The sequence below is a fragment of the Zoogloea sp. GW822-FHT05C07 genome (assembly GCF_058800215.1).
On the sequence record NZ_CM179510.1, the window covers coordinates 1805524 to 1828475 of the forward strand.

Annotated in this window: 21 protein-coding genes; 14 read left to right on the forward strand and 7 right to left on the reverse strand. The window is 69.6% G+C overall.

Annotated features, from left to right (window positions below):
* Positions 1–2: 2 nt before the first annotated feature.
* From ubiA to AC3QL2_RS08580, 4 genes are all read right to left on the reverse strand, one after another.
* Positions 3–884, reverse strand: coding sequence for a 4-hydroxybenzoate octaprenyltransferase (ubiA, locus tag AC3QL2_RS08565; RefSeq protein WP_493234595.1), 882 nt, complete (start codon positions 882–884; stop codon positions 3–5).
* The gene (locus AC3QL2_RS08570; RefSeq protein WP_493234594.1) at positions 881–1435 is read right to left on the reverse strand and encodes a chorismate--pyruvate lyase family protein; all 555 of its coding nucleotides are present in this window, start codon (positions 1433–1435) and stop codon (positions 881–883) included. Before AC3QL2_RS08570 ends, ubiA begins: the two co-directional genes overlap by 4 nt.
* Before the next feature lie 85 nt (positions 1436–1520).
* Positions 1521–3557 (reverse strand): ATP-dependent DNA helicase RecG, encoded by a 2037-nt coding sequence (gene recG / locus AC3QL2_RS08575; RefSeq protein ID WP_493234784.1) that lies wholly within the window; start codon positions 3555–3557, stop codon positions 1521–1523.
* A 71-nt stretch (positions 3558–3628) separates the two neighbouring features.
* Positions 3629–4009, reverse strand: a complete 381-nt coding sequence (locus tag AC3QL2_RS08580) for a RidA family protein (RefSeq protein WP_493234592.1) — start codon at positions 4007–4009, stop codon at positions 3629–3631.
* A 309-nt stretch (positions 4010–4318) separates the two neighbouring features.
* On the opposite strand from AC3QL2_RS08580, the gene AC3QL2_RS08585 reads away from it, so the two are divergent.
* The 12 genes from AC3QL2_RS08585 (at position 4319) to fabG (ending at position 14843) form a co-directional block, all read left to right on the forward strand.
* Positions 4319–4582, forward strand: a complete 264-nt coding sequence (locus AC3QL2_RS08585) for a phosphopantetheine-binding protein (protein WP_493234591.1) — start codon at positions 4319–4321, stop codon at positions 4580–4582.
* On the forward strand, positions 4579–5274 hold the full coding sequence (locus AC3QL2_RS08590; RefSeq protein WP_493234589.1) for a COG4648 family protein: 696 nt from the start codon (positions 4579–4581) through the stop codon (positions 5272–5274). The genes AC3QL2_RS08585 and AC3QL2_RS08590 overlap by 4 nt, the downstream gene beginning before the upstream one ends.
* Positions 5271–6623: an AMP-binding protein gene (locus AC3QL2_RS08595; RefSeq protein WP_493234587.1), complete on the forward strand. Its 1353-nt coding sequence runs from the start codon at positions 5271–5273 to the stop codon at positions 6621–6623. The genes AC3QL2_RS08590 and AC3QL2_RS08595 overlap by 4 nt, the downstream gene beginning before the upstream one ends.
* Positions 6620–6910, forward strand: a complete 291-nt coding sequence (locus AC3QL2_RS08600) for a 3-hydroxyacyl-ACP dehydratase FabZ family protein (protein ID WP_493234586.1) — start codon at positions 6620–6622, stop codon at positions 6908–6910. Before AC3QL2_RS08595 ends, AC3QL2_RS08600 begins: the two co-directional genes overlap by 4 nt.
* A complete protein-coding gene (locus AC3QL2_RS08605) occupies positions 6907–7845 on the forward strand; it encodes a lysophospholipid acyltransferase family protein (protein WP_493234584.1) in 939 nt (312 codons plus the stop codon). The genes AC3QL2_RS08600 and AC3QL2_RS08605 overlap by 4 nt, the downstream gene beginning before the upstream one ends.
* A complete protein-coding gene (locus AC3QL2_RS08610; protein ID WP_493234582.1) occupies positions 7842–8417 on the forward strand; it encodes a LolA-related protein in 576 nt (191 codons plus the stop codon). The genes AC3QL2_RS08605 and AC3QL2_RS08610 overlap by 4 nt, the downstream gene beginning before the upstream one ends.
* Positions 8414–10813 carry an MMPL family transporter gene (locus tag AC3QL2_RS08615; RefSeq protein ID WP_493234580.1) on the forward strand — a complete coding sequence of 800 codons (2400 nt, stop codon included), beginning with the start codon at positions 8414–8416 and terminating at the stop codon, positions 10811–10813. The genes AC3QL2_RS08610 and AC3QL2_RS08615 overlap by 4 nt, the downstream gene beginning before the upstream one ends.
* Positions 10810–11610 carry a polysaccharide deacetylase family protein gene (locus AC3QL2_RS08620; RefSeq protein WP_493234578.1) on the forward strand — a complete coding sequence of 267 codons (801 nt, stop codon included), beginning with the start codon at positions 10810–10812 and terminating at the stop codon, positions 11608–11610. Before AC3QL2_RS08615 ends, AC3QL2_RS08620 begins: the two co-directional genes overlap by 4 nt.
* A gap of 92 nt (positions 11611–11702) precedes the next feature.
* A complete protein-coding gene (locus tag AC3QL2_RS08625; RefSeq protein WP_493234577.1) occupies positions 11703–12887 on the forward strand; it encodes a beta-ketoacyl-[acyl-carrier-protein] synthase family protein in 1185 nt (394 codons plus the stop codon).
* Positions 12884–13684, forward strand: coding sequence for a beta-ketoacyl synthase chain length factor (locus AC3QL2_RS08630; RefSeq protein WP_493234576.1), 801 nt, complete (start codon positions 12884–12886; stop codon positions 13682–13684). The genes AC3QL2_RS08625 and AC3QL2_RS08630 overlap by 4 nt, the downstream gene beginning before the upstream one ends.
* Entirely contained in the window at positions 13678–14127 is a 450-nt protein-coding gene (locus AC3QL2_RS08635) for a hotdog family protein (protein ID WP_493234575.1), read from the forward strand. The genes AC3QL2_RS08630 and AC3QL2_RS08635 overlap by 7 nt, the downstream gene beginning before the upstream one ends.
* Complete coding sequence (gene fabG / locus AC3QL2_RS08640) at positions 14124–14843, forward strand: 3-oxoacyl-ACP reductase FabG (RefSeq protein WP_493234573.1); 720 nt, start codon at positions 14124–14126, stop codon at positions 14841–14843. Before AC3QL2_RS08635 ends, fabG begins: the two co-directional genes overlap by 4 nt.
* A gap of 64 nt (positions 14844–14907) precedes the next feature.
* On the opposite strand, the gene AC3QL2_RS08645 is transcribed toward fabG, so the two are convergent.
* The 3 genes from AC3QL2_RS08645 to AC3QL2_RS08655 all read right to left on the reverse strand — a co-directional run bounded on the left by AC3QL2_RS08645 (position 14908) and on the right by AC3QL2_RS08655 (position 17625).
* Positions 14908–15681: a glycosyltransferase family 2 protein gene (locus AC3QL2_RS08645; RefSeq protein ID WP_493234571.1), complete on the reverse strand. Its 774-nt coding sequence runs from the start codon at positions 15679–15681 to the stop codon at positions 14908–14910.
* Entirely contained in the window at positions 15678–16454 is a 777-nt protein-coding gene (locus tag AC3QL2_RS08650) for a lysophospholipid acyltransferase family protein (RefSeq protein ID WP_493234570.1), read from the reverse strand. Before AC3QL2_RS08650 ends, AC3QL2_RS08645 begins: the two co-directional genes overlap by 4 nt.
* Positions 16455–16533: 79 nt before the next feature.
* Positions 16534–17625 carry a chorismate transformation FkbO/Hyg5 family protein gene (locus AC3QL2_RS08655; RefSeq protein WP_493234569.1) on the reverse strand — a complete coding sequence of 364 codons (1092 nt, stop codon included), beginning with the start codon at positions 17623–17625 and terminating at the stop codon, positions 16534–16536.
* Between the two features lie 338 nt (positions 17626–17963).
* On the opposite strand from AC3QL2_RS08655, the gene AC3QL2_RS08660 reads away from it, so the two are divergent.
* Positions 17964–19190, forward strand: a complete 1227-nt coding sequence (locus AC3QL2_RS08660; RefSeq protein ID WP_493234568.1) for a methyl-accepting chemotaxis protein — start codon at positions 17964–17966, stop codon at positions 19188–19190.
* Between the two features lie 165 nt (positions 19191–19355).
* Positions 19356–22931, forward strand: coding sequence for an indolepyruvate ferredoxin oxidoreductase family protein (locus tag AC3QL2_RS08665; RefSeq protein ID WP_493234566.1), 3576 nt, complete (start codon positions 19356–19358; stop codon positions 22929–22931).
* The last annotated feature ends 21 nt before the right edge of the window (positions 22932–22952 follow it).

Here is a 22952-nt window from a genome sequence, read left to right on the forward strand (position 1 = left end):
GCTCAGCCGGCCGACGCGAGCAGGTAGTCGAGCGCCCAGCCGACGAAAATCGCCCCGCCGACCCAGTTGTTGTGCAGGAAGGCCTTGAAGCACTTGGGCCGCTCGCGCTCGCGGATCAACGTGTAGTGATAGACCATGATGCCCGCCGCAACCGCCAGCCCGGCCAGGAACAGCGCGCCACGGCCGGTGTGCAGGCCGGCCCAGCCGATCAGCGCCAGCGTCACCGCATAGCAGCTCATCACCGCCGCCACATCGTAGCGGCCAAAGGTGATCGCCGAGGTCTTGATGCCGATCTTGAGGTCGTCGGGGCGATCCACCATGGCGTACTCGGTATCGTAGGCAACCGCCCAGAACACGTTGGCCACCAGCATCACCCAGGCCACCGCCGGCACCTCGCCCTGCAGCGCGGCGAAGCCCATCGGGATGCCGAAGCCGAAGGCGATGCCCAGGTAGGCCTGCGGAATCGCCAGGAAGCGCTTGGTGTAGGGATAGCTGCCGGCCAGGAACAGGGCCGGCACGCTGAGGGCGATGGTCAGCCCGTTGAGCGGCAGGATCAGCAGCAGGGACACCAGCGACAGCCCGGCGGCCAGCAGCAGCGCCTCCTTGGGCGTGACCCGCCGGGCCGCCAGCGGCCGGTTGCGGGTGCGCTCCACATGGCCGTCGAAGTCCTTGTCGGCGTAGTCGTTGATCACGCAGCCGGCCGAGCGCATCAGCACCGTGCCGATCACAAAGATCGCCACCACCAGCAGCGACGGCCGCCCCTCCCCCGCCACCCACAGGGCCCACAGCGTAGGCCACAGCAGCAGCAGGATGCCGATGGGCTTGTCGAGGCGCATCAGCTTGCCGTACTCGGACATTCGTTCGGAAAAGGTCAGACTCATCATGGCGCCAGGCTCCCGATTGCGGGCAAGAAGACTTCGGTGATCAACAGCGGCGAACCGCCCCGGTGAAAGGCCGAGCGGCGCGCCCACAGCGGTGGCAGATCGGGCCGGCCGGTGGCTTGCAAGGCGTCGTGCCAGCGCGGATCGCGGCCATCCAGGCGGGCCGCCTCCAGCGGCGAACGGCGCACCCGCGGGTCGTCGAACAACACCGCGGCCAGCGGCCGCCCACCCAGTTGGCGCAGCAGATGCCAGGCGGCGGGGATCGACGTACCGGCCACCAGCGAGCGGGCGAACACCACCGGCTTCCCGTCGGCCAGCAGCAGAACTTCCCGCTGCCACAGGTCGCCGTGGCGATGCACACCGAGCGCGGCCATCTCGTCCGGCAGCACGACGCCCTTGCCCTGGCTCACCACCTGGAGGGAGAAGCGTCCGCAGCGGGCACGGATGCGGGCCGTCAGCGAGCTGTCGTCGGTCAGCCAGCCACGCATGCCGCGCGGCGCGCGCCACGCAGCCATGCGAAAAGGGTCGCGGCCCGGGAAATGGGCGAGGGTCATCGGAACTCGGAAATGCGAAGAAAGGCGGGCCGTATTGTAGTGGGCGATCCCCGTCGGGGCTATTGCCGCTTATCCCAGCCCGCCCTCACGCCTTCAACAGCGCCGCCCGGCCACCGAACCAGCGGGCGGTGACGGCGTCGGCGACGCGCGGGGCGTCGCGCAGGATCTCCTCGGCCAGCTCGCGGGCGATGTCCACCAGCACCGCGTCCTCTTCCAGGTCGGCGTAGCGCAGCAGCGGCACGCCGCTCTGGCGGGCGCCGATGAACTCGCCGGGGCCGCGGATGCGCAGGTCCTCGCGGGCGATCACGAAGCCGTCGGTGTTCTCGTAGATCGCCTTCAGGCGCTCGCGGCCGGTCTGCGACAAGGGCTGGGCGAACATCAGGATGCACACCGATTCGTGCACGCCGCGGCCGACCCGCCCGCGCAGCTGGTGCAGCTGGGCGAGGCCGAAGCGCTCGGCGTGCTCGATGACCATCAGGCTGGCGTTGGGCACATCGACGCCGACCTCGATCACCGTCGTCGCCACCAGCACCTTGATGTCGCCGGCCACGAAGGCGGCCATCGTCGCCGACTTCTCGTCGTTCTTCAGGCGCCCATGTACCAGGCCCACCGGCAGGTCGGGCAGCGCTTCCGACAGCATCTCGTAGGTTTCCTGGGCGGTCTTCAGCTGCAGCGCCTCGGACTCCTCGATCAGCGGGCACACCCAGTAGGCCTGGCGGCCGGCCACGCAAGCGTGGCGGACCCGCGCGATCACCTCCTCGCGGCGCTCGTCCTTGATCAGCTTGGTGATGATCGGCGTGCGCCCGGGCGGCAGCTCATCCAGCACCGACACGTCCAGGTCGGCGTAGTAGCTCATCGCCAGCGTGCGCGGGATCGGCGTGGCCGACATCATCAGCATGTGCGGCGATTCGCCGGCCTTCCCCTTCTCGCGCAGGGCCAGGCGCTGGCGCACGCCGAAGCGGTGCTGCTCATCCACCACGGCCAGCGCCAGCAGCGGCAGCGCCACCGGATCTTCGATCAGCGCGTGGGTGCCGACGGCAAGCAGGATCTCGCCGCTGGCGAGGCGGGCCATCGTCGCCTCGCGCTCTTTTTTCTTGCGGCTACCGGACAGCCACGCCACCTCGATGCCCAGCGGCGCCAGCCAGGCGGCGAGCTTGCGGAAATGCTGCTCGGCGAGGATCTCGGTGGGCGCCATCAGCACCGCCTGGCGGCCGTTCTCGGCGGCCTGCAGCATGGCCAGCGCGGCGACGCAGGTCTTGCCGGAGCCCACGTCGCCCTGCAGCAGGCGCTGCATCGGGTGATCGGAGGCCAGATCGCGGGCGATCTCGGCGAAGGCACGGGTCTGGGCGCCGGTCAGCGCGAAGGGCAGCTGCCCCAGCAGGTCGCGGGTCAGGGTGTCGAGCAGCGGCAGGCTCGGGGCATTCTTGGCGCGCCGGGCGGCATAGGCGCGGCGCAGGGAGATCTGCTGGGCCAGCAGTTCGTCCAGCTTGACGCGCTGCCAGGCCGGGTGGCCGCGGTCCTCGATGTCGAGGATGGACACCGACGGCGGCGGCGCGTGCAGCAGGCGCAGCGCATCGGGCAGGGACGGCAGGTTGAGGCGGCGGCGCAGCTCATCCGGCATTTCGTCGCGAATGCCGTTGTGGCGCAGCGCCCCACCGATCAGCTTGCGCAGCGCCGACTGGGCCAGCCCGGCGGTGGTCGGATAGACCGGCGTCAGGCTCTCCGGCAGCGGCTCGCCGGCAGCCACCGGCTTGATGCGCGGGTGGATCATCTCGGCGCCGAAGAAGCCGTCGCGCAGCTCGCCGAAGATGCGCAGGCGGGCGCCGACCGCCATCTGCTTCTGCTGGCTCGGGTAGAAATGCACGAAGCGCAGCATCACCTCGCCGCTGGCATCGGTGGCGTGCGCCACCAGCTGGCGCCGCGGCGGCGGCGTGACTTCGCAGGAACGCACCTCCACCTCGCACTGCACCGGCACGCCGGGACGCGCATCGGCCAGCATGGTCAGGCGGGTTTCGTCCTCGTAGCGCAGCGGCAGGTGGAAGATCAGGTCGGCCGGCGAGAAGATGTCGATCTTCGCCAGCCGTTCGGCCAGTTGCGGCCCGACGCCCGGCCAGCCGCGCACCGCCGGCTTCTTCGCCGGAGCGGCAGAAGACGATGGCGTGGCGGCGGCGGACTCCACGGGCAAGCTCAAACTCAGCCGAGGACCAGCACCGCGTCGGCCTCGACGACCGCACCGCGGGGCAGTTCCTTCACGCCGACGGCCGCGCGGGCCGGGTAGGGCTCGGTAAAGTAACGGGACATGACTTCGTTCACCTTGGCGAAGTTGGCCAGATCGGTCAGGTAGATGTTCAGCTTGACCGCGTCGGCCAGGGAGCCGCCGGCCGCCTCGGCCACCGCCTTGAGGTTCTCGAAGACGCGGACGGTTTGCGCTTCGAAGCCGTCCACCAGTTGCATGGAAACCGGGTCGAGGCCGATCTGGCCGGACATATAGACGGTATTGCCGGCCTTCACGGCCTGGGAATAGGTGCCGATGGCGGCGGGGGCGTTGGGGGTGGCGATGATCTGCTTGGACATGGGCGGTGCTCCGGTTGTTGGGGGATACGGCCCGGAGTGTACCGGGGAATAGCGTCCCCGGCGCGGCCTGGCGCACCCGATGATCGCGCGGGCTCATGGTAAAATCGACGGATTCCCTGTATCCAATCCGACTGAGCCGTAACGGGAGCATCGCCGTTGCCCGCGACGGCTCGTCCGCCCCGACTTCCGCATTGCCCGCGGCGGCAGCCCCTTCGCGCTCGGCCACAAGAAAAATGCGGCAAAACGGTCGTGCCCGTCTGCCGCAAGGCCAACTGAACCTGAAATCCAAATAGACACGCTCAACACACCATGACCACCCCCCCGACCATTGCCGAAATCGCCGAGATCATTGTCACGGCCCTCAACCTCGACATTACGCCCGATCAAATCGACGCCGAAGCACCCCTCTTCGGCGATGGCCTCGGCCTCGACTCCATCGACATCCTGGAGATCGCCCTGGTCATTTCCAAGCGCTACGGCATCCAGCTGCGCGCCGACAACGACGACAACGCGACCATCTTCCGCTCCCTGCGCAACCTGACGGACTACATCGTCAGCCAGATGCCCGCATGAACGGTTCACGCCAGCCCCTCCTCGCCCTGCTGCTCCCCATCGCGCTGCTCGGCGCCTACGACGGGCTGGCCCATTACGTCAGCACCTTCCCGGACGCCGCCCGCTGGGCGATCGCCATCACGCTGCTGCCGGCGGTCAGCCTGGCCCTCGGTCTGCTCGCCCGACGACTGGGCCGGCACGCCGCGATTCTGGCCGGCCTTGCCGCCGTAGCGGCAGCCATCCTGCTGTGGCCCGCGCAAAGCGCGCTCGGAGAACACCTGAGCGGGCTCTACCTGGCCCAGCATCTCGGTACCAACCTGACGCTGGCGCTGTACTTCGGCCGCAGCCTGGGGGCAGGCCGCACGCCGGTATGCACCACCTTCGCCGCCGTGGTCCACCCCGACATGCCGCCCCGCGTCGCCCGCTATACCCGACGCCTGACGCTGGCGTGGACGCTGTTCTTCGTCCTCTCGGCCGCAACCTCGGCGCTGCTCTACGCCTTTGCCACCACCCAGGCCTGGTCGCTGTTCTCCAACGTGCTGTACCTGCCCTCGCTGATCCTGATGTTTGCCGCAGAAGGCCTGATCCGGCGCTGCGTACTGCCGCCCGAGGAGCGCTGCGGCATCGTCGACTCGATCCGCGCCTACCTCGCCAGCAGCCGTCCGACCGACGCCGCGCCAGCCCACCCCTCCGGCAATCCGATTCGGCAATGAACACCCCGACACTTCCGCTCACCGACCATCCGGCTCCCGACAGCATCATCGCCTGGCGTGCCGACCAGCCCGTCAGCCGCGACCAGTTTCTCGCCGATGTCGCCCAGCTGGCCGCCCTGCTTCCGCCCGGCGGCTACCTCCTCAACACCTGCCAGGACCGCTACCGCTTCCTCGTCGGCCTGTCCGCCGCCGCCATCAGCGGACGCATCAGCCTGCTCCCGCCCAATCTGGCCGACGAGACCGTCGCCCGTCTCGCCGCCGACACCCCCGACCTGGTCTGCCTGCACGATGGCCAGGGCGCCGTCGCCGGCCTGCCCGGCCTTGCCGTGCCGCCTCCGGCCCCGCTCGGCAACGGCCACCTGCCAGTGCCGCGGATCCCCGTCGACCAGGTCATCGCCCACGTGTTCACGTCCGGCTCCACCGGAACGCCGGGCACCCACCGCAAGACCTGGGGATTGCTGGTTGCCAACAGCCTGGCCGAGTCCCGGCGTCTCGGTGCCGCCGGCCATGCCCTCGTCGGCACGGTGCCCGCCCAGCACATGTATGGCTTCGAATCCACGGTGCTGATCTGCCTGCACGGCGGCGCCGCGATGCATGCCGGACGACCGTTCTATCCCGCCGACATCGCCGCCGCACTGGCGGCCGTGCCTCGCCCGCGGGCCCTCGTCACGACCCCCTTCCACCTGCGCGCCCTGCTCGACGCCGACGTCGAAATCCCGCCGCTGGATTTCATCCTGTCGGCCACCGCACCGCTGTCCGAAGCGCTCGCCCGTCGCGCCGAAGGCACCGTGGACGCCCCCCTGCTGGAGATCTACGGCAGCACCGAAACCGGCCAGCTGGCCAGCCGGCGCCCGACGGCCGGCCGTACCTGGCAGCTCCTCGGCGAGGCGTGCCTGATCCCCCATGGCGACGGCCACGCCGCCCAGGGCGGCCACGTGGAAGGCCTCGTTCCGCTGTCCGACGTGCTCGAAATCGTGGACGAACGCCACTTCATTCTCCACGGACGGGGCGCCGACCTCATCAACATTGCCGGCAAGCGCACGTCGCTGGCCTACCTCAACGAGCAGCTCACCGGCATTCCTGGCGTCATCGACGGCGCCTTCCTGATGCCCGACGATGAACCGGACGACCACGTCACTCGCCTGCGCGCCGCCGTCGTCACCGACAGCCTTTCCGCCCAGGATGTGCTCGACGCCCTGCGCCAACGCATCGACCCGCTGTTCCTGCCACGTCCGCTGATCCTCGTCGAGCGCCTGCCGCGCAACGCCGCCAGCAAGCTGCCGCGGGCCAACCTGCTGGCCCTCTTTGCCGCCCACGCCGCCCGCCACGATCACGGAGGCGGCCGATGAGCAGCGCGCACTGGACCGTGCCGGCCGCCCACCCGGCCTTCCCCGGGCACTTCCCCGGCCGGCCGATCCTGCCCGGCGTGGTGCTGCTCGACCAGGCCATGCTGCGGGCGCCACAAGCGGCGGCCATCCGCGGCCTCGCCAACGCCAAGTTCCTGCGCCCGGTCCTCCCCGGCGACGAGCTCGTCTTCCACTACGACACGCCTGGCGGCGCCACCCTGCGCTTCGACATCCGGCACGGCGAGACCACCGTCGCCACCGGCAGCTTCATCCTCGGAGCCACCCCGTGAGTGGAGCGGCCGGCACCCCGCCAGCCTCCGGCTGGGCCCAGCAGACCGAGCGCAGCAACACGGCCATCATGCGGCTCATGGTATGGCTGTCGCTCACCCTCGGGCGACGCGCCAGCCGGCTGATCCTGTTCGGCATCGCCGCCTACTTCCTGCTGTTCGCCCCGGCCGCCAGCCGGGCCTCGCGGGCCTACCTGACGCGCATCCTCGAACGCCGGCCGACGCTGGCCGAGCGCTACCGGCACATCCTCACCTTCGCCACCACGATCCACGACCGCATCTATTTCCTCAACGGCCGCTTCGCGCTCTTCGACATCGAGATCGAAGGCGCCGAGCTCATCGAGGCCGCCCTCGCCGACGGGCGCGGCGCGCTGCTGTTCGGCGCCCACCTGGGCAGCTTCGAAGTGCTGCGCGCCCTCGGCCGCCACTACAGCCAGCACCGCATCTGCATGCTCATGCACGAGGACAACGCCCGCAAGATCAACAGCGTACTCGCCGCCATCAACCCGGCGGCAAGCCAGGACATCCTGGCCCTCGGCCACATCGATTCGATGCTGCTCCTGCGCGACCGTATCGATGCCGGCCAGCTGATCGGCGTGCTCGCCGACCGCACGCTGGAGCGCGACACACCCCAGCCGCAGCCTTTCCTCGGCCAGCCGGCGGCCTTCCCCCAGGGACCCTTCCGCCTCGCCGCCATGCTGCGGCGCCCGGCGCTGTTCATGAGCGGGCTGCACCTCGGCGGCCGACGCTACCGGGTCCGCTTCTCGCCGCTCGCCGACTTCAGTCAGGTGGACCGCCAGGGCCGCGCCGCCGCCATCGAGGCCGCCCAGCAGGCCTACGTGAGCCTGCTCGAAGCCCATTGCCGCAGCGCCCCTTTCAACTGGTTCAACTTCTTCGACTTCTGGCGCCCCGCCGGCGCCGACACTCCGCGTTCATGATCTTCCGCATCGCTGTCGCCACCCTGCTCCTCGCCCTGGGCAACGTTTCCGCCATGGCCGCCAGCTGGGACATTCCCAAACTGATGAGCGAACTCTCCCGCAACCCCGGGGGACGCGCGCTGTTCGTCGAGAAGAAATACATCGCGCTGCTCGAGCGCCCCGTCGTGTCGTCCGGCGAGATGCGTTACGTTGCGCCGGACTACCTCGAGAAGCGCACCCTGAAGCCCAAACCCGAGCTCATGCTGCTGGACAAGGACCTGATCACCGTCCAGCGCGGCAAGCAGAACATCTCGCTGCGTCTGTCGGAGCAGCCCGAAATCCTGGCCTTCGTCGCCAGCATCCGCGGCACCCTGTCCGGCGACCTCGCAGCCCTCCAACGCAACTATGCGCTGCACCTGTCCGGCCCCCGCGACAACTGGACGCTCACGCTCTCACCAAGCAACCCGCGCATTGCGGAGCTGGTCACCCGCATCACCATTGGCGGCAAGCGCGAACAAGTCCTCAGCGTCGAATACCAGCAGGCCGACGGCGACCGCTCCGTGATGTCCATCGACCCCGTCGACGGCAAATGACGCGCCGGCTGCCCCGCCCGGTCCTGGTCTGGCTACTCGGCATCGTTGCCTGCGCCATGCTGGCGCTGCGCGCCAACTACACGGCGGACATGTCGGCCTTCCTGCCGCGCAGCCCCACACCGGCCCAGCAGCTCCTCGTGGACCAGCTCACCGAAGGCGTGCTGTCGCGCCTGCTGCTGGTCGGCATCGAGGGCGCCACGCCGGAAGTCCGCACCGATCTGTCGCGCGCCCTCGCCAAACGGCTGCAGGATGGCGACCAGTTCGTCTCGGTGCGCAACGGCGACGCCGCCGCGCTGGCGGTCGACCGCGAGCTGCTGTTCTCCCATCGCTACCTGCTGAGCCCGGCCGTCACCCCCGAACACTTCAGCGTCGATGGCCTGCACCAGGCCATCGCGAACAGCATCGACCTGCTCGCCTCGCCGGCCGGCATGATGCTGAAGAGCCTGCTGCCGCGCGACCCGACCGGCGAGATGGTCGAACTCATCAGCCAGCTCGACACCGGAAACAAGCCCGCCAGCCAGCACGGCGCCTGGGCCTCCAAAGACGGACGGCGCGCCATCCTGATGCTGCAGACCCGCGCCGCCGGGTCCGACACCGATGCCCAGCAAGCCGCCATCGAGCAGGTCCGGAGCGAGTTTGCCGCCGCGGCCCGGGATGCCGGCCACCCCGAAGCGCGCGTGCTGCTGTCCGGCGCGGCCGTCTTCGCGGTCAATTCCCGGGCCGCCATCCAGTCCGAAGCCGTGCGCCTGTCCACCCTCGGCAGCGCGGCGGTGATCTGCCTGCTGTTGCTGATCTACCGCTCCCCCACCGCCGTCATCCTCGGCATCCTGCCGGTGGCCAGCGGTGCTCTGGCCGGCATCGCCGCAGTCTCCCTCGGTTTCGGCAGCGTCCATGGCCTCACCATCGGTTTCGGCACCACCCTCATCGGCGAAGCGGTGGACTACAGCATCTACTACTTCGTCCAGTCCGACAGCGCCGAACGCAGCGGCGAGGAGCGGAACTGGATGGAGCGCTTCTGGCCGACCATCCGGCTCGGCGTCCTGACCTCGGCCATCGGCTTCGCCTCGCTGCTCTGCTCCGGCTTCCCCGGCCTGGCCCAGCTCGGCCTCTACTCCATCGCCGGCCTCCTCAGCGCCGCGGCCATCACCCGCTTCGTGCTGCCGCACCTGCGCCCGGCCGGTCTGGCCATCCGCGACATCCGCCCGCTCGGCCTCGCCGTCGGCGGCGCCTGGCACCACCTCGGCCGCCTGCGCCCGCTGCTGGCAGTGCTGACCATCGCCGCCGCCGCGGTCCTGGTCACGCATCACGACCAGCTATGGAATTCGACACTGTCCGGCCTCAGCCCCGTTTCGGAAGCCGACCAGGCGCTCGACCAGAGCCTGCGTGCCGACCTCGGCGCGCCTGACCTGCGCTACCTCGTCGTGCTCAAGGCCGCCGACCGGGAAAGCGCGCTCGCCGCGGCGGAACGGATCGGTCACCGTCTCGACGAGCTGGTGGCCAGTGGCGTTCTCGGCGGCTACGAGAGCCCGGCCCGCTTCCTGCCCAGCACCGCCAGCCAGCTCGCCCGCCAGCAAGCCCTGCCGGAGCGTGCGGAACTCACCCGCCGCCTCGCCGCCGCCGTCGACGGCCTCCCCCTCCGTGCCGACCGGCTGGCCCCTTTCCTCGATGCCGTCGACGATGCCCGCCAACAGGCGCTGCTCACGCCCGAATCGCTGCGCGGCTCGACCCTCGCGCTGGCTGTGGACTCGCTACTGCTGCAGCGGCCGACCGGCTGGACGGTATTGATGCCGCTCCGCGCCCCACCGGGAAACGGCCACCTCGACCCGCAGCCGGTTCGCGCCGCGCTCGCTGCGGACGCCGATACAGGGACCAATACAGGCGCCGAAGCCCTGTTCATCGACATCTTCGGTGAGACCGCCGCCCTTTACCGGGCCTATCTCGACGAAGCCATCCTGCTGTCGCTGGCTGGCAGCTTCGCCATCGTGCTGCTGATGGCCATCGTCCTGCGCAGCCCCGGCCGGCTGCTGCGGGTCATCCTGCCGCTGGTGCTCGCCGAACTGCTGGTGATGGGCGGTCTCGCCCTGGCCGGCGAGCGCCTCACCCTGCTGCACCTGGTCGGCATGCTGCTGATCGTCGCCGTGGGCTCCAACTACACGCTCTTCTTCGACCGGGCCGACGCCAACCCCACCGACGACCCCCGCACCCTCGCCTCGCTGCTGCTGGCCAATCTCGCCACCGTGATCGGTTTCGGCATCCTGGCCTTCTCGCCCGTGCCGGTTCTGAAGGCCATCGGCGTCACCGTCGGCCCCGGCGCGGTGCTCACCCTGCTGCTTTCCGCCATGCTGGCCCGGCCACAACCGGCGGCGCGCAGCCCCGAGGCGGAGGCATCCCGGTGAACCGCTGGCGCCCCAGCCCGTTCATGTACTTCAGCTTTGCGCTGCACGCCGCGGCCGCGGCGGCCGTGCTGCTGGCTCCCGCGACCTGGCCGCTGGCCGTCGGCGCGCTGCTCGCCAACCACGCGGTCCTGACCGTCGCCGGCCTGCTGCCACGCAGCCGCCTGCTCGGCCCCAACCTGACCCGCCTGCCCGCTGCCGCGGTGGCCCGCTGCGAGCTGGCCCTGACCATCGACGACGGCCCCGATCCCCAGGTCACCCCGCTGGTCCTCGACCTCCTCGATGCGGCCGGCGCCCACGCCACCTTCTTCTGCATCGGCCAGCGCGCCGCCGCCCACCCCGAGCTGGTCCGCCTCATCGTCGCCCGCGGCCACGCCGTCGAGAACCACAGCGAGCACCACTGGAAACGTTTCTCCACCTTCGGCTACACCCGCATGCACGCCGAGGTCCGCGCCGCCCAATTCAGCCTCGGCGCCCTCACGGGACGCACGCCAAGCTTCTTCCGCGCCCCGGCCGGCCTGCGCAACCCCTTCCTCGATCCGGTACTGGCACACCTCGGCCTGCGCCTGACGGCATGGACCCGGCGCGCCTACGACACCCGCAACGGCAATCCCGACCAGGTGCTGGCCCGTCTCTGCGACGGCCTCGCCGCCGGCGACATCCTGCTGCTGCACGACGGCAACGCCGCCCGCGGTGCAGACGGCACGCCGGTGATCCTCGCAGTCCTGCCGCCCCTGCTGGCACGCATCCGCGCAGCCGGCCTGACGCCGGTCACCCTCGCCAGCGCCTGCCGGCAATAAGGCGGCCCCTGCCGTCGCCGGCCCCCGGGGGGCCTCCCGGGGGCCCGGAAACATTCTGGTAAACTCCCGCGACCCCACCTGCAAACTTGCCCGTGACACCGCTCCACCTCACCCATTACACCCAGGTCAGCTGCGTCGGCGACGGCCTGGCCCCCTTCCTCGACGCCTTGCGCAACGGCACCGGCGGCCTGGCCCCGTGCCGCTTCGAGGGCACCGAGCTGCCGACCTGGATCGGCCAGGTGGCGGCCCTCGACGACGCTCCGCTGCCGGCCGGCTTCGCCGACTACGACTGCCGCAACAATCGCCTGGCCCGGCGTGGATTGCAGGCCGACGGCTTCGACGACGCCGTGCGCGCCGCCATCGCCCGCCACGGCAAGCGACGGGTCGGCGTAATCCTCGGCACCAGCACATCCGGCATCCTCGAAACCGAAGCCGCCTTCCGCCGGCGCAATGCCAGCGGCGCCCTGCCCGCCGGCTTCAACTATCACGGCGCCCACAACACGTATTCGCTCGGCGCCTTCGTACGTGCCTGGTTCGGGCTCGAAGGCCCGGCGGTGGTCGTCTCCACCGCCTGCTCCTCCTCGGCCAAGGTCTTCGCCAGTGCCGCCCGCATGATCCACGCCGGCCTCATCGATGCAGCCGTGGTCGGCGGCGTCGACAGCCTGTGCCTGACCACGCTGCGCGGCTTCGCCTCCCTCGAACTGAACGCGCCGGAGCCCTGCCGTCCATATGACGCCGAGCGCCAGGGCATCTCGGTCGGCGAAGCCGCCGCCTTTGCGCTGCTCGAACGCCCCGCGCCGTCCGCCACCGGTGTCCTCCTGCTGGGATGCGGCGAATCCAGCGACGCCTATCACATGTCCTCGCCCCACCCGGAAGGACTGGGCGCACGCCTGGCCATGGAAGCCGCGCTGCGCGACGCCGGCCTCGACACCGCCGCCATCGGCTACCTCAACCTCCATGGCACCGCAACGATCAACAACGATGCGGCCGAGGGGCAGGCCGTCGCAACCCTGTTCGGAACAAGCGTGCCGTGCAGTTCGACCAAAGGCCTCACCGGCCACACCCTCGGCGCGGCCGGCACCCTGGAAGCCGTGGCCTGCGCCCTGGCACTCAGCCACGGGCTCCTGCCCGGTAGTGCCAATACCCGCCAGCTCGACCCGCGGCTCCCCCTCGACTACCTGCTCACCAGCCGCAACAGCCCGCTTCGCTACGCGATGAGCAATTCCTTCGGTTTCGGCGGCAGCAACTGCAGCCTTGTCTTCGGGAGTGCCCGATGAGCGCCCCGATCCTCACCGCCTGGATCGATGGCATCAGCCTGATCGCCCCCGGCCTGCCCGACTGGGCCGGCGCCACCGACGTGCTGTGCGGCCGCCAGCCCTACACCTCGGCCCCCAGCGTCCTGCCGGCTCCGGCCCTGCTGCCGCCGGCCGAACGGCGCCGCACCAGCCGCGTCGTCCGGGTGGCGCTGGCCACCGGCCTGGCCGCCGTCGAACACGCCGGGGCCGACGCAGCCCAGCTGCCGGCGATCCTCGCCGCCGCCACCGCCGATGGCCACAATTGCGTCGCCCTGTGCGAAACCCTGGCCTCCGACGATCCGCGCGTCTCGCCGACCCGCTTCCACAATTCGCTGCACAACACGCCGGCGGGCTACTGGAGCATCGCCACCGGCGCACGGAGCGCCAGCCAGTCCCTGTGCGCCGCCGACGGCAGCTTCTCGGCAGGCCTCCTCGAAGCCCTGGTCGAAGCCCGCAGCGCCGACATCCCGACCCTGCTCATCGCCTACGACGCCGAGTATCCGGAGCCGCTCCTCGCCGCCCGCCCGATCCCCGACGCGGCCGGCATCGGCCTGGTGCTCAGTCCGCAGCCAACGCCGCGCAGCCGCGCGCGGATCGACGTCGAACTGTCCGACGCCCCCGCCACGCCGCTGGCCGACGCGGCGCTCGAAAACCTCCGCCTGGCCATCCCGGCCCTGCGCGGCCTGCCTCTCCTGCAGCGGCTCTCCGACGGCGGCGGCCAGGTCCACCTCGAATACCTCACCCCCCTCAGCCTCAGCGTCTCCGTCACGCCATGCTAGACCGCGCCGCCATCGCCGCACGCATCCCGCACCAGGGGGCCATGTGCCTGCTCGACACCGTCCTCGACTGGGGGCCGGACACGATCCGCTGCACCAGCCGCAGCCATCTCCAGGCCGATAACCCCCTCGCCAGCGACGGCCGCCTGGGGATTGCCGCCGGCATCGAATATGCCGCCCAGGCCATGGCCCTGCACGGCGGCTTGATCGCCGATGACGGTCAGGCTCCGCGCCAGGGCTACCTGGTCAGCGTGCGCGGGGTGAGCTTCCACGCCGCACGCCTCGACACCCCGGCCGACGACCTGCTGGTCGAAGCCGAGCGGCTGTCCGGCGACAGTGCCCAGGTGCTTTATGGCTTCCGCGTCTCGGCGGGCGGCACGCTGCTCCTCGATGGCCGTGCCGCAGTCATCCTCGACGCCACCTCGATCAAGGAGCGCCACCCATGAAACGCGCCCTCGTCACCGGAGCCAGCGGCGGGATCGGCGCCGCCATCGCCCGCCGCCTGGCGGCCGACGGCCACCATGTGATCGTCCACGCCAACCGCCAGCGCGACAAGGCCGACGCCCTTGCCGACGAAATCCGCGGCAGCGGCGGCTCGGCCGAGGCCCTCAGCTTCGACATCACCGATGCCGCGGCCACCACGGCCGCCCTCGAAGCCCTGCTCGCCACGGGCCCGGTCCAGATCCTCGTGAACAATGCCGGCCTGCACGCCGATGCGGTCTTCCCCGGCATGGCTCCGGCGCAGTGGCACACGGTCATGGACGTGAATCTCCACGGCTTCTACAACGTCACCCAGCCACTGACACTGCCGATGATCCGGACCCGCTGGGGACGCATCATCACCATCACCTCGGTGGCCGGACTGGTGGGCAACCGGGGGCAGGTCAATTACGCGGCGGCCAAGGGGGCGCTCCACGCCGCCAGCAAGTCGCTGGCGCTCGAACTGGCCAGCCGCGGCATCACCGTCAATGCGGTGGCGCCAGGCATCATCGCCACGGAGATGAGCGACGGCAGCTTCGACCAGGCCGCCATCGAACGCCTGGTCCCCGTGAAGCGCGCCGGCCAGCCCGAAGAGGTCGCCGACCTGGTGGCCTTCCTCGCATCCGAACGCGCCGCCTACATCACCGGGCAGGTACTGTCGATCAACGGCGGAATGGTGTGATGCGCTGCGCGCCCGGCTGAAGCGGCGCAGCGGCCATTGCGCGGTGCTGGTGCGCGGGCGCCGGTCAGCCGCCCCGGCGGGCGCTGCCGAGCTTCCTGAACACCAGGGCGGGCAGGCGCAGCACGAAACCGAAGAACAGCCGGGTGTGCATCCAGGTCAGCAGGCGGTTGTCGCGGAAATAGCGGAAATGGGAGACGCCGCCCTCGTCGCTGCGGAAATACCGTACCGGGGCTGGCAGGTTGAGTGGCCGCACGCCGGCCCAGGCCAGGCGTACGACCGCCTCCGGGTCGAAGTCGAAGCGGCGCATCCAGCGCTGCCCGCGCATGATCTTCTCGAGCGGCGCGATCGGATAGACGCGGAAACCGAACAGGGAATCCCCGATGCCCTCCCACAGCGTTTCCAAATTGGCCCACCAGTTGGAAATCTCCCGGCCCTTGACCCGCAGCTGCGGCGCGGCGGCATCGAAGACCGGCTTGCCGAGCACCATGCAGCCTGGGTTGGCGGCCGACACGCGCATGAACTCGGGGATGTGATCCGCCGGATGCTGGCCGTCGGAATCCATCGTCAGCACGTGGGTGAAACCCTCTGCCGCCGCCGCGCGCAAACCCTCCAGCACGGCCGCCCCCTTACCACGATTTTCAGCCAGTTCGATGACCCGCAAGCCGGGGTCGGCAGCGGCCATGGCCCGCAGGCGCGCCGGACTGCCGTCGGTACTGCCATCGACGACCACCCACACCGGGCTCCAGAAACGCCGGGCCTGGGCCACGGTGTCATCGACTTTCGGGCCGGGGTTGTAGCTGGGAATGAGGACCAGGTGGGTCGAGGAGGCAACGGTCACGATCGGTTGTCCGGTTGGTCAGGTGCGCCGAGCTCGGCGCGGAGATAGTTCTCGAGCTCCGGCGTGAAGCTGCGCGCATGCGCCGGCGCCTCGAAGCGCCGGCCGAGGCGAACGGTGAAGCGCAGCGGCAGATCGGGCTTGCGGAAGAGCGGCCAGTCCTTGCCCAGGTAAGGCGAGCTGAATTCGATCAGCAGGGTCTGCAAGGGCACATGGGACGCGTGGGCAATCAGGCCGGAAGCGGCGGTACATGGGTCGAGCGGAAAATTCCGGGTGCGCGACCCTTCCGGAAAGATCACCAGATGCGCCCCCTGCAGGAGTTCGGCACGCGCCTGGCGGACCATGCTGACCGGGGCGTCGTTGCGGATGTAACGCGCCAGGCGGGCCGCTGCGCCGAGCAGGATGTTGTCCATCAGCGCAGCCTTCATGACGCACACCGCGTTGGGCAGGCGCGACACGATCATCACCACGTCGAGCAGCGAGGGATGGTTGGCGACGAGGATCAAGGGCTGGTCGCCGCGCAGCTTGTCCAGCGCGGACAGGTCGAACCGGCAGGCGCAGAACAGCCTCAGGAAATGCACGTAGAGCCGGAAGCCGACCATGATCCCCAGGCGCCCGACAACCCGCCCAGCCTTCAGCGGCAAGGCCGTACACAGCAGCGCGAACGGCAGCCAGGTGAGGCACAGGACGGCCAGCGCACCGAGCCCGGCGACCATTGCGACATACTCGTAGGCCGTCCACAGGGCCTTTCCGAGGGGGCTTGAGGGCTTAGTCATCGACTTTCACCCCGGCGGCGGCCACGCGGGTAGCCAGAACGAGAAAACGGACACTTTGCAGGAACATGATGGAGCCCACTCAACGCAGGGCATGGCAAGCCTGGGCCTCGACCTCGACGAGGAGATTGGCGCGGCAGACATCGGCCTGGACATAGACGATCGGGGCCGCAGCACCCAGCGCCTTGCGCAGTTCGACCTGCACGGCCTCCAGGTGCTGCGGGTGGCGCACATAAGCCCGACCGGCCAGCTCGTCCAGCCGGAAAGCCGGACCGCTGGCGAGACGACTGGCCTCGCCGAGCAGGGCCTCGAGATTGGTGACGATCTCGCGGGTCTGGGCTTGCGGATCGTCCGGATGAAGCGTGCGGTGGCCGACGATGCTCGCGGTACCGGAGACGAACAACCACTCTTCGTCCGCGACGCGGGCCAGCGCAGCGCGCGAAAAGGTCGGACTGCACGGACCGTAGTCGTCCGGATAACGATAGGCGCGGAGCTGACGCGGGTTCTCGACCGGCAGCGCCGGCGCACGGGCGGCAAGGAAAGCGACGCTGAGCGGCCCTTCCGCCACACCGAGGGCGCAGGCAGCGGGAATCGTATCGCCGCCCAGCCGCCCGGCAGCCTCGAAAGCCTGATGACGCCCGATATTGAACTGACGGTAACGCTCCAGGCCGTGGCTCTCGCCATTGATGTCGGCCAGATAATTCCAGACCCGCCACAGGTGCGGATAACCCTGCTCCACGAGCAGGCGGAACACGCTGTCGTAAGCCCGCCGGCCAGCCTGCTGCAACGGCGAAGCCTCCGGCGTGGCCGGGCAGGCCGCCTCGTCGAGGTCGATCACCCCGAACAGCAGGTGCCCGTCGCAGCGGTAACGCACACCATGGGCATGGCCACCGCCCGCCGCCGCACCTGAGAACCAAGCCTCGACCGGGCAAGCGCTCGCGGCCAGCAGCGGCGCGGCAATATGCTGCAAGGGCAGATGCGCGGCGAGGCGCCCCGGCGGCAGCGCAGCCCCGACCCACGAAGCCCCCAGCCGCGCGGGATCGTCGCCACCGTCAAGCAACTCGGAAATGGACAGGGGGCGTAACAATTGCGGCGTCACGCGGGAAGCAGCTGGCCCACCCCCGATCACCAATACATTGCACTCGTTCTCATCCTGGAACGAGTGCTTTTCCATGCAGAACTCTCCGATCATAGCTCCCGACCCGCCCCGCCTTTTTGGGCGCGGGTTATACCCCAATCCGCCAAGCACCGCCACTGTTCAAACATGCTATTCGACAAGAGGGCCGCAGACCGGCCGCAATGCCATCGGCTCATCTTACAGCGCCGATATTACATATCCTGTGTAACCCTCCTGTAACAACGGACAAATACAGCCGGCATCGTGGCCCCTGGAGCACGCATCCCTGCAGAAGATAAAACTTGAGTTAAATCTATAACTTTTGTCATAGCACACCGTAAAGTCCGACACTTCGACTGCAGCTCTTCCATGCGGCCCCAACGCCAATTCTTCCTATGCCTTCCTTGAGCATCCGCGCCGACGATATCGCCACCTTCTCAGGCATCGCGCTGTCCATCGCCAACATGACATCGGTCGCCCTGGGCGGCCCGTCTGAGCTCAACTATGCGCTGGGCTGCGGCACCATTGCCGCGCTGATCACGGCCACCATGATCAGCCACGGCGCCCGCGCCCGTGCTCGCGCCAGCAAACTGGCCCAGAGCAAACTGATCGACGACAGCGTGCGCGAATACGACGCACTATGTGCCCGCATTGCCGGCAACAGCGAAACCCAGTATCTGCGCCTGCGGGAATCCCTCGGGCAGATGCAGGAAGTGTTCGGCAGCGCGGTCAGCGACCTGCACCGCAGCCTCACCGGTGGCGGCTCCCACCACCAGGACTCCCTGCGCAACCTGGCCGATGAGCTGGTCGCCCTTGCGGCCACCCAGGACGAAGCCACCCATAACGGCGGCATCGAGCGCTTCAGCGCCGAGACACAGGCCGCCATCGGCAGCTTCGTCGTCACAGTCCAGCAGTTGCAGGCCAGCGGCACCGATATCGCCCGCCGCTTTGCCGACATGCGTGCGAAGGTGGATGCGGTCACCCGCCTGATGACTGAGGTGAACCAGATCAACAGCCAGACCGAGCTGCTGGCTCTCAACGCGGCCATCGAGGCGGCCCGCGCCGGGGAAGCCGGACGCGGCTTCGCGGTCGTGGCCGACGAAGTGCGCAAACTGGCCCAACGCACCGAGAACTTCAGCGACCAGATCGACGGCTTGCTGCGGGAAATCCACACCGCGATCGACGACGTGGGCGCCGCAGTGGACGTCACGGCCTCCACCGACATCAGCCATGCGGCAAGCTCCCAGGCCAACGTGGCCGCCCTGGGCGCCGAGATGCGCGAACTCACCGCCCGCGCCGCCGAGCAGTCGCGCCGCATCAACGAGGTGTCCGAGGCGATCCACCGGCTGGTCATGCAGGGCGTGCTGTCGATGCAGTTCGAGGACATCGTCAGCCAGGTGCTCGACAAGCTGCGCCAGCACACCGACTTCATGAGCCGCTACGCCCACGGCTTCTTCGACGCCCACCGGGACGTAGAGGAGCGCGACGGTGTGGCGCGCATCCAGCGCCGCAACGCCACCCTTGGCCTGCTGCTCGAAGACTCGACCCGTTCGGAGCAGGAGATCCGCTTCGACGCGCTCCGCCAGACCGCCGTCAGCGCCGGCGACGTGGATCTGTTCTGAACCTGCGCCGGATGTCACGCCGGAACCCAAGCCGGCGCGGATAATCAAACCGACGGGTTGCACGCATTCGCGCAGCCCGGCTTGCCCTGCAGCACCTCGGCGGCGAGGCCCACGAGGCCCGCGCCGCGAGCGGATCAAGAACACGATTTTTGCGAGGAAACCACCATGGCCGAGCAAGATCCCGTCCGCGAACTATCCACTTCCGGCGCCCCCACGGCGCAGCTGGACGACAAATACACCGCCGCCTCCGGGCGGGTCTATCTGACCGGTTACCAGGCGCTGGTGCGCCTGCTGATGATCCAGCGCGACCGGGATCGGGTCGCCGGACTGCGTACCGCCGGCTTCGTATCCGGCTATCGGGGTTCGCCACTGGGCGGCCTCGACCTGACCCTGTGGAAGGCCAAGGACCACCTCGCCAGCCACGACATCGTCTTCCAGCCCGGCATCAACGAAGACATGGCCGCCACCGCGCTGTGGGGCAGCCAGCAGGTGGCCCTGTCTTCCAAGGCCCGCGTGCAGGGCGTGTTCGGCATGTGGTACGGCAAGGGGCCGGGGGTGGACCGCTGCGGCGACGTGTTCCGCCACGCCAACGCGGCCGGCAGCTCCCAGTACGGCGGCGTGCTGGTGATCGCCGGCGACGACCACGCCGCCAAGTCATCCACGCTGCCGCACCAGACAGACCACTTCTTCAAGTCGATGATGATGCCGGTGCTGGCCCCGGCCGGCGTGCAGGAATATCTCGACTTCGGCGTGCACGGCTGGGCCATGTCCCGCTACTCGGGCTGCTGGGTGGCCTTCAAGGCGCTGGCCGACACGGTGGAGACCTCCGCGTCAGTGGACGTGGATCCGCTACGCGTTGAGACGCGGGAGCCCTCCGACTTCGCGCTGCCGCCGGACGGCCTCAACATCCGCTGGCCGGACCCGCCGCTGGTGCAGGAGAAACGCCTGCTCCACGCCAAGCTGTACGCCGCGCTGGCCTATTGCCGCGCCAACGGGCTCAACCGGGTGGTCATCGACTCGCCGCAGCCGCGGCTGGGCATCATCACCGCCGGCAAGAGCTACCTGGACGTACGCCAGGCCTTCGACGACCTGGGCATCGACGAGGCCCTCGCCGCCCAGATCGGCATCCGTCTCTACAAGGTCGGCATGGTGTGGCCGCTCGAAGCAGAAGGCGTGCGCCACTTCGCGGAAGGACTGGAAGAGATCCTGGTCGTCGAGGAAAAGCGCCAGCTGATCGAATACCAGCTCAAGGAAGAGCTCTACAACTGGCGCGAGGACGTGCGCCCGCGGGTCATCGGCAAGTTCGACGAAAAGGGCGAGTGGGCGATCCTCACCACCCTCGGCGCGGACGGCCGCGCCACCGTCGATCACGGCGAATGGCTGCTGCCGGCGGCCGGCGAGCTGACGCCGGCGATGATCGCCCAGGTGATCGCCGGCCGCATCGAACGCTTCTTCACGTCCGAACGCATCCGCGCCCGCCTGGCCTTCCTGCAGGCCAAGGAGACGACGCTGTCCCAGCGGGTCTTCGCCATCGACCGGGTCCCGACCTTCTGCCCCGGCTGCCCACACAATACCTCCACGGTGCTGCCCGAAGGCAGCCGCGCGATGGCCGGCATCGGCTGCCACTACATGGCCACCTTCATGCCGGACCGCAAGACCGGCACCTTCACGCACATGGGGGGCGAAGGCGTGCCATGGGTCGGCCAAGCACCCTTCACCGACGAGCCGCACATCTTCGCCAACCTGGGCGACGGCACCTACTTCCACTCCGGCCTGCTGGCTATCCGCCAGTCGGTGGCGGCCTTCAACAAGCCCGGCGTGACCAGCGGCATCACCTACAAGATCCTCTTCAACGACGCGGTGGCGATGACCGGCGGCCAGCCGGTGGATGGCGAGCTCACCGTGCCCAAGCTGCTCGGCCAGTTGCAGGCCGAAGGGGTGAGCAACATCGTCCTCGTCACCGACGGCACCGACCGGCCGTGGCACGTGGCGGACATTCCCCACGGCGTGCCGATCCGCCACCGGGACGAGCTGGAGGTGATCCAGCGCGAGCTGCGCACGCTGGCCGGCGTGTCGGCGCTGGTCTTCGACCAGACCTGCGCCGCCGAGAAGCGCCGGCGCAGGAAACGCGGCCGCTACCCCGACCCGCAGACCCGCGTCTTCATCAACGAAGCGGTGTGCGAAGGCTGTGGCGACTGCGGGCGCGAATCCAACTGCATGGCGATCCTGCCGGTGGAGACCGACTTCGGTCGCAAGCGCCAGATCGACCAGTCGGCCTGCAACAAGGACTACTCGTGCATGAACGGCTTCTGCCCGAGCTTCGTCACCATCGAGGGCGGCCAGCTGCGCAAGGGCAAGGCCATGCAGACCGACGACAGCCGCTTCGGCGCGCTGCCGCCCCCGACGCTGCCGGCCACCCGCGAGCCGTGGGGCATCCTGGTCACCGGCGTCGGCGGCACCGGCGTCATCACCATCGGCGCCCTGATCGGCATGGCCGCCCACCTGGACGGCAAGGGCGTCACCGTGCTCGACATGACCGGCCTGGCCCAGAAGGGCGGCTCGGTGTTCAGCCACGTGCGCATCGCCGACCGGCCGGAGGACCTGCACGCGGTGCGCATCGCTGCCGGTGAGGCCAACGCGGTGATCGGCGGCGACCTGGTGGTCACCGCCAGCGTGGACGCCCTGTCCAAGATGGCCGTCGGGCGCACCCGCGGCGTCGTGAACTGCACCGAGACGCCGACCTCCGAATTCACCCGCAACCCCGACTGGCAGTTCCCCGTGGACAAGATGGAGGCGGCCATCGCCGAGGCCGTCGGGCACAACGGCTGCGACTTCCTCGACGCCCAGCAACTGGCCATCCGCCTGCTCGGCGACGCCATCGCCACCAACCTGTTCCTGCTCGGCTACGCCTGGCAGAAAGGCTGGGTGCCGGTCAGCGAGGCCAGCCTCGACGAGGCCATCGTGCTCAACGGCGCCGCCGTGGCGATGAACCGCCAGGCCCTGCTGTGGGGTCGCCGCGCCGCGATAGACCTGGCCGCCGTGCAGCGCGAGGTGATCCCGGCGCCGGTTATTCCGATCCGCCCGGAAACCCTGGACGAACGCATCGCCCGCCGGGCGACGATCCTCACCGACTACCAGGACGCCGCCTACGCCCGCCGCTACACCGAACTGCTGGCCCGCGTACGCGCCGCCGAAGGCCCGCTGGGCGGCGAGCGACTAGCCCGCGCGGTGACCGACAACTACTTCAAGCTGCTGGCCTACAAGGACGAGTACGAAGTGGCCCGTCTGTACGGCGACCCGGCCTTCTGGGACGCCATCGGCGCCGCCTTCGACGGCGACTTCGCGGTGCGCTTCCACCTCGCCCCGACCTTCCTGGCCCACCCCGACCCGGCTTCCGGGCGCATCGCCAAGCGTGTCTTCGGGCCGTGGATGCGCACCGGCTTCAAGTGGCTGGCCAAGCTGCGCCGCCTGCGCGGCACGCCATTCGACGTCTTCGGCTACCACCCGGACCGCAAGGCCGAGCGGGCGCTGATCGTGGAGTACGAGCAGGACGTGGCGCGCCTGCTCGGCGGCCTTTCCGCCGACAAGCTGGCACTGGCCGCGCAGATCGCCGCGTGGCCCGACCATGTGCGCGGCTATGGCCACATCAAGACGGCGTCCATCGGCTGGGCGGAAAAACAGCGCAGCGGGCTGTGGGCCCAGTGGGACGGCAAGACCGGCAGCGGCGCCCGTGCGGCCTGAAACTTCACCGTGAGCCCCGCC

Bases quoted from the DNA above. Each gene is read 5' to 3' on its own strand.
- ubiA (WP_493234595.1), bottom strand. From the start codon at position 884: ATGATGAGTCTGACCTTTTCCGAACGAATGTCCGAGTACGGCAAGCTG.
- AC3QL2_RS08570 (WP_493234594.1), bottom strand. From the start codon at position 1,435: ATGACCCTCGCCCATTTCCCGGGCCGCGACCCTTTTCGCATGGCTGCG.
- AC3QL2_RS08580 (WP_493234592.1), bottom strand. From the start codon at position 4,009: ATGTCCAAGCAGATCATCGCCACCCCCAACGCCCCCGCCGCCATCGGC.
- AC3QL2_RS08585 (WP_493234591.1), top strand. From the start codon at position 4,319: ATGACCACCCCCCCGACCATTGCCGAAATCGCCGAGATCATTGTCACG.
- AC3QL2_RS08590 (WP_493234589.1), top strand. From the start codon at position 4,579: ATGAACGGTTCACGCCAGCCCCTCCTCGCCCTGCTGCTCCCCATCGCG.
- AC3QL2_RS08595 (WP_493234587.1), top strand. From the start codon at position 5,271: ATGAACACCCCGACACTTCCGCTCACCGACCATCCGGCTCCCGACAGC.
- AC3QL2_RS08600 (WP_493234586.1), top strand. From the start codon at position 6,620: ATGAGCAGCGCGCACTGGACCGTGCCGGCCGCCCACCCGGCCTTCCCC.
- AC3QL2_RS08610 (WP_493234582.1), top strand. From the start codon at position 7,842: ATGATCTTCCGCATCGCTGTCGCCACCCTGCTCCTCGCCCTGGGCAAC.
- AC3QL2_RS08615 (WP_493234580.1), top strand. From the start codon at position 8,414: ATGACGCGCCGGCTGCCCCGCCCGGTCCTGGTCTGGCTACTCGGCATC.
- AC3QL2_RS08630 (WP_493234576.1), top strand. From the start codon at position 12,884: ATGAGCGCCCCGATCCTCACCGCCTGGATCGATGGCATCAGCCTGATC.
- AC3QL2_RS08635 (WP_493234575.1), top strand. From the start codon at position 13,678: ATGCTAGACCGCGCCGCCATCGCCGCACGCATCCCGCACCAGGGGGCC.
- fabG (WP_493234573.1), top strand. From the start codon at position 14,124: ATGAAACGCGCCCTCGTCACCGGAGCCAGCGGCGGGATCGGCGCCGCC.
- AC3QL2_RS08650 (WP_493234570.1), bottom strand. From the start codon at position 16,454: ATGACTAAGCCCTCAAGCCCCCTCGGAAAGGCCCTGTGGACGGCCTAC.
- AC3QL2_RS08655 (WP_493234569.1), bottom strand. From the start codon at position 17,625: ATGGAAAAGCACTCGTTCCAGGATGAGAACGAGTGCAATGTATTGGTG.
- AC3QL2_RS08660 (WP_493234568.1), top strand. From the start codon at position 17,964: ATGCCTTCCTTGAGCATCCGCGCCGACGATATCGCCACCTTCTCAGGC.
- AC3QL2_RS08665 (WP_493234566.1), top strand. From the start codon at position 19,356: ATGGCCGAGCAAGATCCCGTCCGCGAACTATCCACTTCCGGCGCCCCC.